Raw genomic sequence first — 19,439 nt, forward strand, 5'->3', positions numbered from 1 at the left:
TCATTTAGCCTAATGGCGGGAGGTGGGCAACCGGTCTTGCCGCGACAATCGCTGCGGTTCAGGCCGATTTGCGCGGGACCAGGCCAGGAACTTGACTGCTGTCAGGCATATTGTCCCGCCCCAGGCCGGCAAATTCGGCCAGCACCCGCTCGGAGCAGACGACTCGGTTGCGGCCGAGCCGCTTGGCCGCATAGAGCGCCTGGTCGGCCGCACCGAGCAGCTGGTCAGGGGCGCCGTCGACCTCGCCGGGGACGTGACTGGCGACGCCGACACTCAGGGTGACATGCTCGCCGGCCCCGTGGGCGCCATGGCTGATCCGCAAGGCCATGACCGCCCGGCGGATCTCCTCGGCGATGACGCAGGCATCGTCGCAGCCCGTCTCGGGCAGGATCAGCGCAAATTCCTCACCACCATAGCGGCTGGCGAGATCGAGCGGGCGCACGGCATGGCGGCTGACGACGCGCGCGACCTCGCGCAGGCATTCGTCGCCGCTCTGGTGGCCGTGCTCGTCGTTGAACAGCTTGAAATGGTCGACGTCGACGAACAGCAGCGCCAGCGGCCTCTGCGTTCGCTGCGCGCGCGCCCATGCGGTCAACAGCATCTGGTCGAACGAGCGGCGGTTCGATAGCCCAGTGAGCCCGTCCTTGGTCGCGAGCTCCTTCAACGCCATCTCGGCGCGCTTCTGGTCGGTGAGGTCGCGCAGCGTCTCCACCACGGCGATGAGATTGCCGGCCTCGTCATGGATGGGACCCGCGTCGATCGCGAGATAGAGCTGGCTGCCGAGCTTCGGCATCACACACCAGTTCTCCGCGGAAAAGCCGAGCCCGTTGTGGCCGCGTGCGGTGTATTCCGAATAGAACTCCGGCAGTTGTTCGGGGCGGTCTTGCGCCACGAGGTCGGCAAGGCAAGGGCGCTTGGTCTCGTAGAAGGCCTGCCAGTGCTTGGTGGTGCCGATCACCTCGGAAGCGGCAACGCCCGTCAGCCGCTCGCAAGCCCTGTTCCAGATCACGACGCGACGCTTGGGGTCGATCACGAAGGTCGGCACCACCAGATGCTGCATCAGGCGCACGGCGTAGGAATCGGCGACGCCGACGATTTTGGAAGATTTTGTCATCTCAGGCCACCGCCGCGACAAGCATGCAATCATCAGGGCCGAACAACCCGCGCACCTCGATCGCAGGCCTGGGTCTGCTGAAGAGATAGCCCTGCATCTCCGTGCAGCCGAGCCCGCGCAGCATTTCGCGCTGGGCTTCGGTCTCGACGCCTTCGGCAACCGTCGTCATGTTGCTGGCGGAGGCGATGTTCACCACCGCCTGCACGATCACGGGCGATCCGCCGGGATCGGCAATGTCGGCGACGAAGCAGCGGTCGATCTTGATCTTGTCGAACGGGAAGCGCTTCAGATAGCTCAGCGAGGAATAGCCGGTGCCGAAATCGTCAAGCGCGATGCGCACGCCGATCGAGCGGAGCTGATGCAGGATCGAGAGCGCTGCCTCGTCGTCGCGGATCAGAACGGCCTCGGTGATCTCGATCTCGAGCCGGTGCGGCGCGAGGCCGGAGGCGGCGAGTGCGCCCGCGATCCGCAGCGCCAGCGTGTCGCATTTGAGCTGCACCGGCGAGACGTTGACCGCGACGCGCACATGCGCCGGCCAGGTCGCGGCCTCGTTGCAGGCAGTGCGCAGCACCCAGTCGCCGAGTTCGTTGATCAGGCCGGTATCCTCCGCGATCGGAATGAACTCGGCCGGCGAGATCATCCCGCGCTCGGGATGGCGCCAGCGCAGCAACGCCTCGCAGCCGGTGACCGCGCCCGAGTGCAGGTTGACCAGCGGCTGGTAGTGAATCTCGAAGCCGCCCTCGACCAGCGCCTGGCGCAAATCCTGCTCCAGCGTGAGGCGGGCCTTGGCGCTCGCATCCATCTCGGGCACGAAGAACCGGTGGGTGCGCCGCCCTCCGGCCTTGGCGCCGTACATCGCGAGATCGGCGTTCTTGATGAGCTGGTCAAGGTCGGCGCCGTCCTGCGGCGCCAGCGCGATGCCGATGCTGGCATCGGTGGAGAGCTGGTGGCCGAGGCAAGGATAGGGGCGGCGGATCGCCTCATGGATAATTGTCACGAAAGACAGCGCGTCAGCGGCCGTTTCGATTCCCGTCTGGATCACCGCAAACTCGTCGCCGCCGAGCCGCGCGATCAGATCGCCGGACTTGAGACAAGCTCGGATGCGGCCGGCGATGGCCTTCAGGAGCTCGTCGCCGACATGGTGGCCAAGCGAATCGTTGATGCCCTTGAATTCGTCGACGTCGATATAGAGCAGTGCGAACCGCTCGCCGTCCGCGACCTTTGCCAGCTCCCGCTCGATCTGCTCGCGGAACAGCGTGCGGTTCGGCAGGTCGGTCAGCGCGTCGTAATGCGCCAAATGCGCGATCTTGTCATGGGCGCGCCGGCGCTCGGTGACATCCTCGACGACGTTGATGAGGTAGCGCGGCTCGCCGGACGTGTCGCGGATACCGATCCGGGTCGAGGTGATGTAGCGCGGTCCCATGGTCAGGCTCGTCCAGGCATGTTCGTCCCTGAACAAGCCCTCGGTCATCTGCAACGCCCTGCTGTCGTCTTCAGTGACTTCCCTTGCGATGTCACCCGGATAGATGTCGAAGGGAGTTTTGCCGACCACGGTTTCGCGCGATTGGCCGAACTGCTCTTCCGCCGTGCGGTTGATCAGCAAATATTGGCGTGTTCGGGCGTCCTTCACCGTAATCTGCGAGGGGATATGATCGACGATCTCGCGGAGGAACGTGTAGTTGCGGTCGCGCTCCTGCTCCAGATTGCGCCGCTCGGTGATCTCCTCGATCGTGGCGACCCATCCGCCCTGCGCGAGCGGGGTGTTGATGACCTGGAAGGCGCGGCCGTTCGGGAGTTCATGTGTTTTTACGGCGACCTTGCCTTCGGCGACTTCCCTCAGGACGTCGGCGCAAAACTCTTCGACGTTGCCGCTGAACGCGTTGCGCTCCTGGCGATGGTACATCGCCTGTTGGATGTGACAGCCGGGCTTGATGACATCATGGGAAAGCCCGAACATCTCCACATAGCGGCGATTGCAGGTGACGATATATCCGTCGGCGTCGTGCAGGATCAGCCCTTGCGACATATTGTTGAGCGCGGTGTCGAGCCGCAGGCGTTCGGCCTCCAGCCTCTGCTGGGCCTCGCGGTTCTGCCGGTTGATCTGGCGGATGATCAGGAACAGGATCAGCGCGATCACGGCCGCTGAAAGCGTCGCGGTTGTGACCATGAACCGCGTTTGCTCGCGCCAATCCGCAAGCGCCGATTCCATCGTATTGGTTGCGATGATGATGATCGGGAAATGCTGGAGCCGCGCCCCTGCACCGAGGCGCCCCTGACCATCCGTCGGACTCTTCTCGATCCGCAGGGTCTGCCGACCACCCTCTGCAACGATCTTTTGCAGCAGCGGTCCGCTGGCGTAGCTCTTGCCGACGAGCTCCTCGGCGTAGGGATGGCGGGCCAGCATCATGCCGCCACGGTCGTACAGCGAGATGGCAGCGCCGTCTCCGAGCGCCAGCGATGAGAAATATTTCTGATAGCTGCCCGGATCGATTCGCCGCACCATGACCCCGACGAGTTCGCCCGCCGGATTGGTCAGGCGGCGCGCAACCACAGTGGTCCATTTGCCGAGGAGAAAGCTCTTCACGGTTTCCAGCAGCACCGGCTCGGACTGGGGATTGGATTTGAAGGTTTGGAAGTAGGCTCGCGACGAGATGTTGATCTTGGGCAGCGGCTCGTTTCGCGACCAGTTGATGATGTCGCCGTTGATGTCATAGATCGCGATGTCGCCGAGATAGTTCACGGCACTGACCTTGTTCGCGAGCATGCGATGTGCGTCGTCGCTCGTCATGCGTTCGCGGAACATCTCGGGCGAGGTGATGCCCGCCAGGTTCATCTGCGCGATCAGGTCGGCGGCGACGGACTCCGAATCCTCGAACTGCTGGTCGAAGTGACGGGTCAGCAGGAGGATCGTGTTTTCCAGCTCGCGCTCGTTGTTGACGAGCGCGCGTTCACGGAAGTCGCCGACTGCCATCGCGGTCGCCGCGAAGATCCCGGCGACGAGAAGCATGCCTGACAGAGTCAGCCATAGCACCGGGCCACGCCGCAAGGCAGCGTCCCAGCTAGCCTTCGCGGCTTGCGCCAGTCGGGCTGCCGTCTCGGAAAATACGTTGCGCATCTCCTCCCCCCTGAGGGACAGAAATACACCGCACAAATGGCGTAAGGCTTAGGAAAACCAGTTAGCTAAGGATTAATCCGGTTGTCGCCTCGGAACCAAGCCAGGCGGCAATCGCCTGGTGATTGCGCGATTATCCGGACCATCGCTGCATTGCATCGTGAATCGACGCTTAATGGGAAGCGGCCGGCTGCTTGGCGCTGCCGCCGCGGCGCAGCCGTCCGACCACGCCGGTGGGGAAGAAATAGACGCTGGCGATGAACAGCAGCCCGAGCCAGAGCAGCCAGCGGTCCGGGTGCAGCAGCCCCGGCAGCAGCGGCAGGCCGGCTTCGGACGCCGCTTTCGAGGCGGCGCCCATCAGCGACTGCAGGTAGTTCTGGGCGAGGATGAAGATGGTGGCGCCGATGATCGCGCCGTAGATCGTGCCCATGCCGCCGATCACCACCATCAGCAGGATGTCCAGCATGATGGAGAAGCTGAGTGAGGTGTCCGGACCGGCATAGCGCAGCCACAGCGCATTCAGGATGCCGGCGCTGGCGGCGACCAGGGCCGCGAGACAGTTTGCGTAGGTCAGGTGGAACACCGTGCGGAAGCCGAGGGCCTCGGCTCGAAAGCGGTTCTCGCGGATCGCCTGCAGCACCCGACCGAACGGCGAGTTCACCACACGCAACAGCGCAAGGATCATCAAGGCCGAGACGGCGAACACCAGATAGAAGGTCAGGATGCGGCCGTTGATCTCGAAGCCGAAGGCGCTTTTGGGGATCAGCACCGTGCCGGGGCGCAGCAGCTCGGGCAGCTGGAAGCTGCGCCCGTCCTCGCCGCCGGTGAGCCAGGACAGCTGCGAGGCCAGCACCTGAAAGGCGGAGGCGACCGCGAGCGTGATCATGGCAAAAAAGATCGCGGCCACCCGCAGCGAGAACAGGCCGATGGCCAGCGCAAGCAGCGCGGCCAGCGGCAGGCCGACGACGATCCCGGTTGCGACGGCGGCCCAGCTCGGGCCCATGCCGTACAGCGCGATCGCGATCGCGTAACTGCCGATGCCGTAGAACATGGTATGGGCGAACGAGACCGTGCCGGTGTAACCGAGCAGCAGGTCGTAAGAGGCCACAAGCGCTGCGAACACGCAGATCTTGGCCGCGACGTTCAGTGCCTTGGCCCCCGGAAACAGGAACGGCGTCGCAGCCAGCGCCAGGATGATGACGACGAGAACGAGTGTAAGAACGCGGCTGCGCGGCGGATCGCCCGACAGGATCATCATCGGCTGGTCACCGCATAGAGGCCGCGCGGGCGCCACATCAGGATGCCGACCATCAGCAGAATGTTCGAGACGAGGGCGAGTTTCGGCACCAGGAAGCCGCCATAGTTGGCGACCATCGCCACCAGGATCGCGCCGATGAAGCAGCCGCCGATCGAGCCGAGGCCGCCGATGATGACGACGACGAAGATCAGGACCGTCAGCTCGTCGCTCATGGAGGCATGGACCTGCTCGCGATAGAGCGCCCACATCACGCCGCCGAGGCCGGCGAGCGCCGAGCCGGTCATGAACACGCCGAGGAACAGCCGCCGGATGCGATAGCCGAGCGCCTCGACCATCTCGCGGTTCTCGACGCCGGCGCGGATCAGAAGCCCGAGCTTGGTGCGATTGAGCACCAGCTGGATCGCGAGGAAGACCGCGAGCCCGATCAGCATCGCCAGCACGCGGTACTTTGCGATCGCGACGTCGCCCAGGATGAAAGAGCCGCGCAGCGACGCCGGCAGCGGCATCGGGATGATCTGCGGCCCCCACAGCGCATAGAGCGTCTGCTCGGCGACAATCAGCCCGCCCGTGGTCATCAGGATCTGCTTCAGATGCTGGCCGTAGACCGGCAGGATCAGCACGCGCTCGACGACCAGGCCGAGCGCGCCTGACACCGCCATCGACAGCAGCGCCGCCGGCGCCAGCACCGCCAGGTTCACCCACAGCGAATCCGCCTGCACCGAGGCCACGAACGGCGCGAACACCAGCGTCGCAACATAGGCGCCGACCGCGATGAAGGCGCCGTGACCGAAGTTCAGCACGTCCATCAGGCCGAACACCAGCGTCAGCCCTGAGGCCATGATGAAGATCATCATGCCCATCGCGAGGCTTGCGGCGGTCAGCGTCAGCCAGGTCGAGGGCGAGCCGACCAGCGGGATGATGAGGAGCGCGAGCGCGACCGGCAGCAGGATCGGCGCGATGTCGCGCTTCGGTTTCGGCAGCGGATCTGATGCCGTGAGTTCATTCATTGATGTGCCTCCAGGCTCAGGCCGAGCAGCCGCTCCTGCAGCTGCACGTCAGCGGCGAGCGCCGCCATCTCGCCGCGATGGACGATGGTGCCGTTGTCCATGACCAGCACGCCGTCGCCGAGCTCGCGGGCGGCAAAGAAATTCTGTTCGACGAGGAGAATGGTCGCGCCGTTGCGCTTGATCTCCTTCAGGCACTCGATCAGCGCCATGACGATGGCGGGCGCCAGCCCCTTGGTCGGTTCGTCGATCAGCAGCAGCTTGCGCGGCTCTATGATCGCGCGTGCGATCGACAGCATCTGCTTCTGTCCGCCCGAGAGGCTTCCGGCCCGCGACAGCCAGAACCGGCGCAGCGCCGGGAAGAAGCCGAAGATCCACTCCAGCTGCTTGTCATCCATCTCTGCGTCGCGGGCGGCGAGGACGAGGTTTTCCTTGACGGTCAGATCGGAGAACACCGCCATGCTCTCGGGCACGTAGCCGACGCCGAGCCGTGCGATGTCGGGCGTGGCGCGGCTCTCGATGCGCTCACCGCTCATCGTGATCTCGCCCGAGGAGGCCTGCCACAGGCCCATGATGGTGCGGAGCGTCGTGGTTTTGCCGGCGCCGTTGCGGCCAAGCAGCATCGTGACCTGCCCCTCGGGCACCGCGAAGTCGAGGCCCTGGAGAATGTGGTAGCGGCCGATATGGGTGTGCACGCCGGCGAGTTTCAGGAGGTCCCTCATGCCGCACCCTCTGCAGAACTCTTGGGAGCAACGCCGAGATACGCTTCCTGCACGATCAACGAAGCGATGACGTCCGCCGGCGGCCCGTCGGCCACAAGCTGCCCGTTATGCAGCACGATGATGCGGTCGGCGAGCGAGCGCACCACGTCCATCTTGTGCTCGACCAGCAGGATGATCTTGCTCTTGTCCTGCTTGAGCTGCGCGATCAGGTTCAGGACGACGGGCACCTCGTCGATGCTCATGCCCGCGGTCGGCTCGTCGAACATGAAGGCTTTGGGCTCCAGCGCGATCATCAGCGCGACCTCGAGCTTGCGCTGGTCGCCATGCGACAAGGCCGTCGCGGCCACACCGCGGCGATTGCCGAGCGCGACCTGGTCGAGGATGGCATCGGCGCGCGCGATCAGATCGCGGCGGACCATCCAGGGCCGCAGCATGTCGTAGTGGGTGCCGCTTGCAGCCTGCACCGCGAGACGCACGTTCTCCTCGACGGTCAGGTTCGGAAACAGATTTGTCAGCTGGAACGCACGCCCGAGACCCGCACGGGTCCGCAGCGGCGCGGAGTGCTGCGTGATGTCGGTGCCATCGAACAGGATGTGGCCAGCGGAGGCGCGCAGTTGGCCCGAGATCAAGTTGAAATAGGTTGTCTTGCCCGCGCCGTTCGGCCCGACGATAGCCGTGAGCTCGCCCGGACGGAACGTACAGCTGACGTTGTTGACCGCGACATGCCCGCCGAAGCGGATGGTGAGGTCGCGGGTTTCGAGGGAGAGCGTCATTGAAGCCAAATTCGTCGCTGGTTGTGACACCTCTCCCAACGGGGAGAGGTCGGTTTGCGCAGCAAAATCGGGTGAGGGGGCTCAGGTCCCACGAGAGGGCGGTATCCCTCACCCGGCGCTTCGCGCCGACCTCTGCCTATGGGAGAGGTGGACAGCTCACCGCTTGTTGCGGATCGGAACGTCCATGTCCTCGATCTTCAGCTCGCGGACCGGCTCGAGGATGGCCCAGGCAACGTTCGGATCGACCTTGACCTTGAAGTGATACATGCTCTGCAGCGCCTGATGGTCCTCTTTGCGGAACACCATCTTGCCCTTCGGCGTGTCGAACTCCATGCCTTCCATCGTCGAAATCAGCTTCTCGGTGTCGGTCGATTTGGCCTTGCTGACCGCAGTGACGATGGACATCGCAGCCGCAAAGCCGCCCGCGGTGAAGAAATCAGGCGGGGCGTTGAAGCGCTTCTGGTGCTCGGCGACGAGCCAGTCGTTCACCGGGTTCTTCGGGATGTCGTAGTAGTAATACGTCGCGCCCTCCATGCCCGGCAGGCTCTTATAGGCCGCGAGCGCCGGCAGGATGTTGCCGCCGGTGGAGAGCTCGATGCCGTAGCGCTTCGGGTCCATGTCCTGGAGTTTCGCCAGCGGATTGCCGGCGCCGGCCCAGATCACCCAGATCACCTTGCGGCCCGGCTTGTCCTTCAACTCATCAAACAGACGCTGGCCGACCGCGGTGAAGTCTGTGGTGTTGGCCGGGGCATATTCCTCGGCGGCGAGTGTCGCGCCGGTCTTGGCCAGCGCCTCCTTGAAGGCGGCGACGCCGTCGCGGCCGAAGGCGTAGTCCTGCGCCAGCGTCGCTACGGTGACGCCCTGCTTGCCGATCGCGACGGCGTTCGAGATCGCGTCCTGCGAGGAATTGCGCGCTGTGCGGAAGATGTAGCGATTCCACTTATCGCCGGTAATCTGGTCCGCGACCGCAGGCTCTACGACCAGGATCTTCTTGTTCTCTTCCGCGACCGGAAGCATCGCCAGCGCCGCGGCCGATGAGGTCGTGCCAACCGCGATATCGACCTTGTCATCCTGATAGGCTTCGGCGAGCGCCGTCTTCGCAAGGTCCGGCTTGCCCTGGTCGTCCTTGGTGATGATGACGATCTTGCGACCGTCGATCGTCATGGTGCCCTTGGTGGCGTATTCGAAGCCCATCTGCAGGCCGGTTTCGGTCTGCTTGGCGTAGGCCTCGAGCGGACCGGTCTTGCCGTAGATCAGCCCGATCTTGAGGTCGTCGGCGCGCGCCGAGGTAACCGCGGCGGCGGCGATAAGGGTTGTTGTTATGATGAGTGATCGGCGCACGATGGTCCCTCCTGTCTCGGATTTTCTGGGCAATAGCGATTTGCACAGCCTGACGAACATTGCAATTCGACCTTCCGGCCGATGTTGTGCATGCGGCGGCCGCATCATTTTTGAGCCAGCCACGGCGCGTGTTGCGCGTCGGTAGCGGAGGCGGCGCCTTGGATCTGGCGCCAATTCGACTGCGCCTCTTCAGCGCTTTCGAAAATATGCGGCGCGACGCCACGCCGTTCGAGCGCCTCGCCAAGCTTGATGCGGAGGAAGCCCGAGGTCGTGTAGCGCGACACGCCGGAATAGAACCGGTCGACCAGGCTGCGCACCATGGCTGAATAGTCGTCCAGCAGCTCCGGCAGAATGGAAAAGTTGTCATAATTGACGATGGCGTAAACCTTGCGGCCGAGCGGGCCGAGCCTCGCCGCGACAATCCGCCCGATCTCGTCGATCTCGGCGTTGCTGCGCAAGGGATAGCGCTCGAGGTTGATGAAGAACAGGTTCTGGTCCGCATCGAGCGTGAAGCGCTGGTCGAGCGGGATGGTCAGCAACCGTTCGCGCAGGTCCATGGGGCCGTCGCGGAAGATGCGCGCATCCATCAGGCCCGGTTCGCGCGGGATCAGCGGCGTGAAATCCATCAGGCGCAGGATGTCGCGCCCGATGTCGATGCCGGGCGCGACTTCGGTGAGCTCGAGCCCGTCGGGCCGCAGCGTGAAGACGCAGCGCTCGGTGACGTAGAGCACGCGCTGCCCGCGCGCGGCAGCAAACGGGCCGCTGAAGGTCACGTGCTCGACGTGATCGACGAATTTGCGCGACTTCGCCTCTTCGATAATGGTGAGCTGCCCGTCGTTGACGGCGATGCGCTGCCTGCCGGCGGCAAAGGTGCCGACGAACACGACCTCCTTGGCATTCTGGCTGATGTTGATGAAACCGCCGGCGCCCGCCAGCTTCGGCCCGAACTTGCTGACATTGAGATTGCCGGTGCGATCGACCTGGGCGAGCCCGAGGAAGGCCGCATCCAGCCCGCCGCCGTCATAGAAATCGAACTGATAGGGCTGGTCGATCACGGCCTGGGTATTGATCGCCGCGCCGAAATCGATGCCGCTCGCGGGAATGCCGCCGATCACGCCGGGCTCCGCGGTCAGCGTGATCAGGTCGATGATGCGCTCTTCGTTGGCGACGGAGGCGATCCCTTCGGGCATGCCGATGCCGAGATTGACGACGCTATTGGCCTTCAGCTCGAAGGCCGCGCGGCGCGCGATGATCTTGCGCTCGCTCAGCGGCATGTCAGGCAGCGATGCCGCGCGCACTCGGATCTCGCTGGAATAAGCCGGATTATACTGCGTGCCAAAGGTCTGCCAGTGATGCTCGGGCTTGGCCACGACGACGCAGTCGACCAGCACGCCGGGAATCTTGACCTGACGCGGATTGAGGCTGCCGCTCTCCGCGACACGCTCGACCTGGGCGATGACGATGCCGCCGGAATTGTGCGCGGCCATGGCGATTGCCAGCGCTTCCAGCGTCAGCGCTTCCTTCTCCATGGTGAGGTTACCATCGGGATCGCCTGTGGTGGCGCGGATGATCCCGACATTGATCGGGAAGGTCCGATAGAGCAGACATTCCTCCCCGCGCAGCGTCATCAGTTCCACCATGTCCTCGGTGGTGCGCGCATTCAGCTTGCCGCCGCCATGCCTGGGGTCGACGAAGGTGCCGATGCCGACGCGGGTGATATGACCGGGCCGGTGGGCCGCGATGTCGCGGAACAGGTGCGTGATCACGCCCTGCGGCAGATTGTAGGCCTCGATCTGGTTGGCGATCGCGAGCTGCTGCAGCTTCGGGGCAAGGCCCCAATGCCCGCCGATCACCCGGCGGACCAGGCCTTCATGGGCGAAATGGTTGAGGCCGCGATGCTTGCCGTCGCCCTGGCCCGCGGCGTAGACCAGCGTCAGATTGCGCGGCTTGCCCTGCGTGTAGGGCGCATCGCCCTCGTTGGAGAGATAGAGCTCCTCCAGCGCCACCGCGATCTCCTCGGCAAAGCCGATGCCGACGAAGCCGCCGGTGGCGACCGTGTCGCCGTCGCGGATCAGCATCACGGCCTCGGCGGCCGTGACGATCTTGCCCTTTTCGGAATTGGGCAGGTAAGCCAAGGCTGGGTGCTGGCTCACGGCGTGTCCTCCCATGTTGGTCTCATCAGGAGCGGCCTTGCGGCGGCCGCTCCATCATTTGCGATCGGCTCGTTCGAAACTAGCCGACCTTGCGGGTTTCGGTGGCGAAATAGACCGAGACTACAGTGATGATCGCGAGCGCGATCATATAGAGCGAGATCGGCCAGGTCGCCGGCGCGTAGGCCGTCATCAGGCCCGTCGCGATCAGCGGCGACAGCGCGCCGGCGAAGATCGAGGCGAGGTTGTAGCCGAGCGAGACGCCGCTATAGCGCACCTTGGTGCCGAACAGCTCCGACAGGAAGCTCGCCTGGGGGCCATACATCGCGGCATGCCCGATGGCGAGGCCGAGCACGATTGCGATCCAGGCGAGTTGCGGGTTCCTGGTCGACAGCAGCATGAACAACGGGAACGACATCAGTGCGGAGAACACCGCGCCGAAAATATAGATCGGCCGCCGCCCGACCTTGTCGGACAGCGCGCCGAAAGCCGGGATCGTGAAGGTCTCGATCGCAGCCGCGATCAGGACGCCGTTCAGCATGTCCTGCTTGTTCATGCCGAGCGATTGCGTCGCAAAGGCGAGCACGAACGTCGCGTAGATGTAGAAGAAGCCGTTCTCGGCAAAGCGGGCGCCCATCGCGAGCAGGATGTTCTTGGGATACATCCTGAGAGCCTCGAGGATCGGCATCTTCACCTCCTGCTTGGTGTCCTTGACCTTCTGGAACTCCGGCGATTCCGCGATGGTGAAGCGGATCCAGAGGCCGACCAGCACCAGCGCGATCGAGACCAGGAACGGGATGCGCCAACCCCAGGCGAAGAGCTGCGCGTCGCTCAGTGTCGAGGACACCACCGTGAACACCAGCGTGCCGAGCACGAGGCCGAGTGGAGCCCCCAGCTGCGGCCAGCTGCCGTAGAAGCCCTTCTTGTCCTCGGGGGCGTGCTCGACCGCCATCAGCACGGCGCCGCCCCATTCGCCGCCGAGGCCAAAACCCTGGACCAGGCGGCAGGTCACGAGCAGGACCGCGGCCCAGATGCCGGCGGTATCGTAGGTCGGCAGGAATCCGATCGCCGCCGTCGCCGCGCCCATGATCAGCAGCGTGAGATACAGCATGGTCTTGCGGCCGATCTTGTCGCCGTAGTGGCCGAACACGACCCCGCCGAGCGGGCGTGCGATGAAGCCGAGCGCGTAGGTCGCGAACGCCAGCAGCGTGCCGATCATGGGATCGAAGGTCGGAAAGAACAGCTTGTTGAAGATCAGCGCCGCCGCGGTGCCGTAGAGAAAGAAGTCGTACCACTCGATGGCCGTGCCGATCAGGCTCGCAGTTGCGACCGTGACATGCGACGGCTGCTTGGCCCCGAGTTCATTGACGGTGATCGCTCCACTCATCTGGCGTCCTCCCTGTTTGCGAATGCGCATGTGCGTCATGCGTCATTGTGCAAAGCGAAAAGCAAGGGCCGCGCCAGATGCGACACCGTTGAGCAAACTGGCTGAAATCCCGGCAATTCCTGCTCTCGCGCCAGGAACGAGCGCTGAACAGCATGTCCGGAGTCTGAGACTCCGGACAGTCTCCGTCTCGAAACTCAGACCAGGGGGATCGCATATGGGGCGGGAGCTTGGGGCATTGAATCCGCAACATCGTCATGGCCGGGCTTAGCGGTCTGAAGGACGGCGTCGCTTCCGCTCGCCTATGTCCCGGCCATCCTCGTCTTGCCACGCCGCACAAAGAACGTGGATGCCCGGGACAAGCCCGGGCATGACCACTTCCTGTTGAAACTCAGACGGACGCGGGCCCCGAGGCGAGGCCCAACTTGGCGAGCTTCTTGTAGAAGGTCGCGCGCGAGATCTGGAGCAGCTTGGCGGCTTCGGAGATCTGACCGTTACTGGCGGCAAGCGCCTGCTCGAGCGTTTGCTTCTCGAACTCCGCCTCCGCCTCGGCATAGGGCAGCACGAGGCCGGCGGCCCGCGCGGTCGCAGCCGGCCTCGCATCCGTGCCGACGGGGAGGATACGGGCGAAATCGTCACCGCTCAGCCGCCCGGAATCGCTCAGGATCAGAGCGCGTTCCAGAACGTTGCGAAGCTCGCGGACATTGCCGGGCCAATCGTAGCGGGCAAGCACGGACAGCGCGCTCGGAGTGATCTTGGCGCTGACATGATTACCGGAGGCGCTGATATCCTCGAGCAGCCGGGCGCTGATATCGGGGAGATCGTCAAGGCAGTCGCGCAGGGGCGGCAGGTCGATCGAGAGCACGTTGAGGCGGTAATAGAGGTCGGGCCGAAAGGTGCCGTCGCTGACGCGCTTGCGTAGATCGACATTGGTGGCGGCGACCACGCGTACATCAACCTTCGAGATCTTGTCCGATCCGAGCGGCTCGATCTCGCGCTCCTGCAGAACACGCAGCAGCTTGGCCTGCAATTGCAACGGCATCTCGCCGATCTCGTCGAGAAACAGGGTTCCGCCGTCGGCAATCCGGAATTTCCCTTCGCGCCCCTTGCGATCGGCGCCGGTATAGGCGCCCGGCGCGGTGCCGAAAAATTCCGATTCGATGAGCGTGTCGGGGATCGCGGCGACGTTGACACTGACGAACGGCTTCTCGGCGCGGGAGGAGGCATTGTGAATGGCCTGCGCCAGCATCTCCTTGCCCGTCCCGGTCTCGCCGGTGAGCAGGACGGTGACGTTTTGCCGGGCGGCGCGGCCTGCGAGCTCCTTGGCCTGCGCGATTCCAGGGGTCCTGCCGACGAAGTCGGCGAAGGTGAAGCGCGCGGCGCGGGCGTTGGACAATTGCCGCCGCGCCAGCCGCAAATCGCTCTCGAGCCGGGCGACGCGCGCAAGCAATGGCTTGAGGCTTTCGAGACGGTCATACAGCACGAAGCCGATCGCTCCGATGACGTTGCGCCTCTCGTCCTCGATCGGCATGCGCGTCACGACCAGCTGCTCGCCGCCGAGCTCCATGATGTCGAGCAGGATCGGCTCGCCGGTTTCGACGACCTTCCGCATCATGCTGTTCGGAATGACCTCCTCGATCGGCCGCCCCATCGCCTCGGAGGTGTGCTTGAGCCCGAGCGAAGCGAGGTACTTCTCGTTGACATAGATCACGCGTCCGCCGCGATCGATGGCGATCGCGCCCTCGCACAGATGCTCCAGCCGCTCGAACAGCGTCACCATCGCCCGCGCGCGGACATAGGCGGGATCGCTGACGTCGGGGGAGATGTGGGCCATGACGTGCCTCGGGAGGTCCGCCTGTGTATTACCAAAAGGGCTGTGATTTCAAAGGGGAAATGGCAGGTGAGCGAGATCAGAGAATGCTGTCGTTCCGGGGCGCGAAGCGAACCCGGGACCCATACCCACGGGGAGTCGTTTGACGACGACTCGGATTGGGCATCTCGCACCGCAACTGCTGCCTGTGGTGATGGATCCCGGGTTCGCGCTTTGCGCGCCCCGGGATGACAGCGGTGGGTGCCGCGCCGCCGCGCCCCTACCGCCGATACCCGCTCGCCCGCGAATAGCCCTGTCGGTTCTGCTGCATCGGGCGGGCGGACACGCTGGCGCGGGATTCGCTGGAGGCGGGGGTGGCGAGCTTCAGCTCTTCGAGGAAGATCGGGCGAGCGAAATAATAGCCCTGCGCGTAGCGGATCTTGGTCGCTGCCTGGAGATAGGCGAGCTCCTCGTAGGATTCCAGGCCTTCGGCGATCACGGTCATGCCAAGCGCCTCGCTCAGGGATTCGATCGCGCGCAAAATGCCCTGGCTGCGCGGCCGCTTATGGATGTCGGTGATGAAGGAGCGATCGATCTTGATCTCGTCGGCAGTGATGTCGGCGAGCGCCGACAACGACGAATAGCCGGTGCCGAAATCGTCGATGGAGATGCCGACGCCGAGCTTGCGGAATATCGGCAGGATCTCGTCCTGGAAATGATTCTTGGCGACGAAGGCGTCTTCCGTCACCTCGATCATGAATCTCTGTGGAAAGCCGGTGTTCTCCAGCGCCCGCGCAAAATCGTGCATGAATTCGGGATTGCCGGCCTGCTTGGCGGCGACATTGATGCTGATGGTCGCGTCCGCGCCAAAGGTGTCGTTGATCAGGTCGATCGACTTGACGATCTCAGCCAGCACGAGATGGGTCAGCTCGTCGATCAGCCCGAGCTCGACCGCCAGGTTGATGAACGAACCCGGTGCCTGGATCACGCCCTCGTCGTCGCGCAGGCGTACCAGCGCCTCGATACCCTTTACTTTCTGGGTACGGATGTCGACCTTGGACTGAAAGGCGCAGCAGAAACGCTTCTCGAGGATGGCCTGCCGCAGCGACTGCTCGATCTTCATCCGCGCGAGCGCCTCGCGCTCCATGCTGGAATCGAAGAAGGCCGCGGATCCCTTGCCATTGTTCTTGATGCGGTACATCGCGATGTCGGCGTTCTGGCGCAGCGTCTCGAAGCTGCTTCCATGGTCGGGAAAGAGGCTGACGCCGACGGAGGTCGAGGCGAACACTTCCGAATTGCCTATGAAGAACGGTGCGGTCAGCCGCTCCAGCGTCGATTGCATGAATTCGGCGACTTCCTCCTGGCTCTGGATCGGGGAGAGCAGCAACAGGAATTCGTCGCCGGAGATGCGCGACAGCATGTCGGACTCGCGCAGGTCGCGCCCGAGACGCTTCGACAGCTCGACCAGCAGCGCGTCGCCGACGGCATGGCCGTAATAGTCGTTGATGTGCTTGAAATTGTCGACGTCGAGAAAGGCGAGGGCAAAACGGTCATCGCCGCGACCGCGGGAGAGCAGGCTCGAGGCGCGATGCTCGATGACGCGTCGCGAGGGCAGGCCGGTCAGCTCGTCGAAATAGGCCGAGCGGAACAGCTGGTCCTCGAAATTCTTCTGCTCGGTGATATCGGCAGAGGCCGAGATCAGGAGCTCGCGGCCGGCGAGCTGGACCGGCCGATGGGTGGTCAGCAGCACCTGACGCGCGGCGCCGTCCTGGAGCGCTTCCTCGGAGACGACAGGCTGTCCCGCCTTGAACGCGCGCTCGCAGGCTTCGCGGCGTCGTGTGAGATCCGGCGACGGGCGGCTGCCGTCCATGCCGAGCTGGGCGGCGGCGACATCGTTGATCAGGAGAAGCTTGCCCTGCGCGTCCTGCACGGTCAGGCCGGCAGGCAGCATTCTAACGATTTCCTTGAGAAATCCGAGTTCGGCTTCATTCGCGCCGCTATATGCATTGTCGTTCATAGAAGCCATGAATCTTGTTGTTCAGCGCGCGTCCGCAATGGGCGCGATCATGCGCAGTTCCCTCTTAGCTTTGGTTAAGGGGTCCGCAGAAATACGGGGGTGTTTTGCGAGAAACCTGCGATGATCCCAGGCGCCCCGCCGATCGTCATTAACAGAAGGTCAACAGCGCATGCGCAAGCGTGCGCGGACTGCGCGGACCTGTTTCGTTTCTGGCAACCAGTCGCGAGATGGCTTGTCGACAACCTTTCCCCCACCGAGGAGAGGTGAACCACCGTCACCCATTCCGGGGAATGCGGCACTGCATGATGCAATGCAGTCCGGTCTTCAAATAGGAAACCTCGGTCTTGCCGTCGAAGGCCGAGAGCGCCGATTTCAGGAGCTTGGTGCCGAAGCCGGGCGCCGAGATCTCACCGATGGTCGGTCCTTCGGTTTCATCCCAGGTGATGGTGAGGCGATCGTCGCTGACCGTCCACGATACCTGCAACAATCCGCGCGGCGAGGAGAACGCGCCGTATTTGCCGGCATTGGTGGCGAGTTCGTGAAACATCAATGACAGCGTCACCGCAAGCTTCGGCGGCAGGAACAGCCGCTCGCCATTGAGGGTGAAGCGGACATGGCCGTAAGGGCCGAGCTCCGAGATCAGGAGGTCGCGGATGTCGCAGCCGGCCTTGTCGACTTGTGAGATCAGGTCGTCGGTTGCCGCCAGCGAGCGGAGCCGCGGGTCGATCCGGGCCCAGACCTGAGGCTCATCGTGCAGCACCTGGTGCAGCACGGCATGCACGGTCGACAGCTTGTTTTTCAACCGGTGCTGCAACTCCTCGACCAGCACCTTGCGATAATCTTCCTCCTCGATCAGGCGTCTGGAGATCCGGCGCTGCTCGGCCAGGATGGTGCGATAGTGCTCGACGCCCCAGATCGTCAGCGCGGACACGCCCCAATAGAGTGTCAGCAGCGCGAAGCGCGCGCGATCGGCATAGGCATCGCCGAAATTCACGACGACGCCGAGCACGCCGCCGACCAGCGCCGTCACGACACCGATCCGCAGGCCGCCGAAGGCGGCAGCAAAGAACACGGCCGGAAAGTACGGTGAGAAGAAGACGTCGGGGCGCACATGCGCGAGGCCCCAGCGCGCCAGGGTCGCGAGCAGCAGGCACGCCACCGCAAAGGTGATGCTCAGGCCGAGCGATGGCGGCGCTGCGCCCTGCCAGCCCCTGCGGAATTCCTCGATCAGCTTCCCCATGGCGGAAGTCTTCGTTGCCGAAGGTGCCAAAATTGTGATCGCTGGCCGGCGCAACTGGAGCCAGCAGCAGCGCTACGAGCTGCGGCGCGCCCGGGACACGAGAGCCGAGCGTTAAACCGCCTTCACCCGCACTTTGAGCCCGTCCCGCGGCTTCGGGATAGGCCACATCTGCCAGTCCGGCTTGTAGCCAGGCTCGAGCGACACCTCGATGTTCTGCAGGACGTGCCGGGCAAAACATTTCGCCTGCATATAGGCGAAGTGCAGGCCGAGGCACATATGCGCGCCGCCGCCGAACGGCACCCAGGCGAAGCGGTGACGGTTGCGCTGGGCCTCCTCGGTGAAGCGCAAGGGATCGAACCTGTCAGGCTCCGGCCAGATGTCCCTCATATGATGCGTGTAGAGCGGGTTGATGCCGACCGCGGTGCCGCCGGGAATCGTAAATCCCTTGAAGGTGAAATCGCGCATCGCGCGGCGCGGCATCGAGGGCACCGGCGGCTTGATCCGCAGCGCCTCCCTGAAGGCCATCTCCGACAGCGGCATTTTGTCGAAATCGTCGAAGCTGGTCGGCGCGTCCGGGGCAAGCCCAAGCGCAACAACCTCGTCGCGCAGCCTGGTCTGCCACTGCGGATTGGCGGCGAGCTCGCCGATGAAGGACGTCAGCGACGAGGTCAGCGTGTCGTGCGCCGCCATCATCAGGAAGCTCATATGGTCGATGATGTCCTGCTCGGACAATAATGCGCCATCCTCGTGGGTGGCGCGGCACAGATGCGAGAACAGATCGTCGCCACCATGGTTGCCACGGCGCAGTGGAATCTGCTCGCGGAAATAGGCGACGATGCGCTTGCGCCCCCGCACGCCGGCTGCCATCTGCGTGCCCGGCAGGGGCCTGCGGACCGGCGCGACGGCGGCGGCCACCATGTCGACGAAGGCGCGGTTGATCTCGTCGACCTCGGGTCCGATGTCGGCGCCGAGGAAAGACGCAGCCGCGAGATCGAGCGTGAGCTGCTTCATCGCGGGATAGAGCTGCATCTCGCCAGGCTTGGCCTTCCACTGCGCGACGCGCGCGGAGATGCCGCGATCAAGGTCGCTCAGATAGGACTTCATCGGTCCTGACTTGAACGCGACCGAGAGCGCCTTGCGGTGCAGCCGGTGCTCGTCGAAGTCGAGCAGCATCAACCCGCGCGGAAACAGCAGGCCGAGCACCTTGTTCCAGCCATGGGTCGACGAGAACAACTTCTGCTGGTCGAACAGCACGAGCTCGTTGGCCTCCGGGCCAAGCAGCACGACATTGGTCTCGCCGAAGATATGAGTGCGGTAGACAGGCCCGTATTTGGCGCCGTTCGCCTCGACGTGTCCCTTGGGATCGGCGAGCACCTGGAAGGTCTTGCCGATGATGGGCCAGCCCTCGTCGCCGGGAATGTGTGTCAGCTCGTTGCGTTTGGGCGCCGTGTAGGCGAGCGCAGGTGCGGCCACATTCTGCATGGACATGACGATTGCTCCCGTTGGCCGTGCCT

Annotated in this window: 13 protein-coding genes; all 13 read right to left on the reverse strand. The window is 64.3% G+C overall.

Going from position 1 to position 19,439, the window contains the following annotated elements:
• Positions 1–58 precede the first annotated feature (58 nt).
• On the reverse strand, positions 59–1,114 hold the full coding sequence (locus tag ACVW16_RS18980; protein ID WP_456736669.1) for a sensor domain-containing diguanylate cyclase: 1,056 nt from the start codon (positions 1,112–1,114) through the stop codon (positions 59–61).
• A 1-nt stretch (position 1,115) separates the two neighbouring features.
• Positions 1,116–4,229: an EAL domain-containing protein gene (locus tag ACVW16_RS18985; protein ID WP_456736668.1), complete on the reverse strand. Its 3,114-nt coding sequence runs from the start codon at positions 4,227–4,229 to the stop codon at positions 1,116–1,118.
• A 169-nt stretch (positions 4,230–4,398) separates the two neighbouring features.
• Positions 4,399–5,484 (reverse strand): branched-chain amino acid ABC transporter permease, encoded by a 1,086-nt coding sequence (locus ACVW16_RS18990; RefSeq protein WP_456700673.1) that lies wholly within the window; start codon positions 5,482–5,484, stop codon positions 4,399–4,401.
• Positions 5,481–6,491 carry a branched-chain amino acid ABC transporter permease gene (locus tag ACVW16_RS18995; protein WP_456736667.1) on the reverse strand — a complete coding sequence of 337 codons (1,011 nt, stop codon included), beginning with the start codon at positions 6,489–6,491 and terminating at the stop codon, positions 5,481–5,483. Before ACVW16_RS18995 ends, ACVW16_RS18990 begins: the two co-directional genes overlap by 4 nt.
• Entirely contained in the window at positions 6,488–7,210 is a 723-nt protein-coding gene (locus ACVW16_RS19000) for an ABC transporter ATP-binding protein (protein ID WP_456736666.1), read from the reverse strand. The genes ACVW16_RS18995 and ACVW16_RS19000 overlap by 4 nt, the downstream gene beginning before the upstream one ends.
• Complete coding sequence (locus tag ACVW16_RS19005) at positions 7,207–7,983, reverse strand: ABC transporter ATP-binding protein (protein ID WP_456736665.1); 777 nt, start codon at positions 7,981–7,983, stop codon at positions 7,207–7,209. Before ACVW16_RS19005 ends, ACVW16_RS19000 begins: the two co-directional genes overlap by 4 nt.
• A 156-nt stretch (positions 7,984–8,139) precedes the next feature.
• Entirely contained in the window at positions 8,140–9,324 is a 1,185-nt protein-coding gene (locus ACVW16_RS19010; protein ID WP_456736664.1) for a substrate-binding domain-containing protein, read from the reverse strand.
• A 104-nt stretch (positions 9,325–9,428) separates the two neighbouring features.
• Complete coding sequence (locus ACVW16_RS19015) at positions 9,429–11,477, reverse strand: acyl CoA:acetate/3-ketoacid CoA transferase (protein ID WP_456738996.1); 2,049 nt, start codon at positions 11,475–11,477, stop codon at positions 9,429–9,431.
• Positions 11,478–11,556: 79 nt separating this feature from the next.
• On the reverse strand, positions 11,557–12,861 hold the full coding sequence (locus ACVW16_RS19020; RefSeq protein ID WP_456736662.1) for an MFS transporter: 1,305 nt from the start codon (positions 12,859–12,861) through the stop codon (positions 11,557–11,559).
• A 388-nt stretch (positions 12,862–13,249) separates the two neighbouring features.
• Positions 13,250–14,692, reverse strand: a complete 1,443-nt coding sequence (locus ACVW16_RS19025; protein ID WP_456736661.1) for a sigma-54 interaction domain-containing protein — start codon at positions 14,690–14,692, stop codon at positions 13,250–13,252.
• 256 nt (positions 14,693–14,948) lie between these two features.
• Positions 14,949–16,685 carry a putative bifunctional diguanylate cyclase/phosphodiesterase gene (locus ACVW16_RS19030; RefSeq protein ID WP_456736660.1) on the reverse strand — a complete coding sequence of 579 codons (1,737 nt, stop codon included), beginning with the start codon at positions 16,683–16,685 and terminating at the stop codon, positions 14,949–14,951.
• A gap of 274 nt (positions 16,686–16,959) precedes the next feature.
• Positions 16,960–17,925: a sensor histidine kinase gene (locus ACVW16_RS19035; RefSeq protein ID WP_456736659.1), complete on the reverse strand. Its 966-nt coding sequence runs from the start codon at positions 17,923–17,925 to the stop codon at positions 16,960–16,962.
• Positions 17,926–18,036: 111 nt separating this feature from the next.
• On the reverse strand, positions 18,037–19,413 hold the full coding sequence (locus tag ACVW16_RS19040; protein ID WP_456736658.1) for a cytochrome P450: 1,377 nt from the start codon (positions 19,411–19,413) through the stop codon (positions 18,037–18,039).
• Between the last annotated feature and the right edge of the window lie 26 nt (positions 19,414–19,439).

The organism is Bradyrhizobium sp. USDA 4474 (assembly GCF_054057515.1).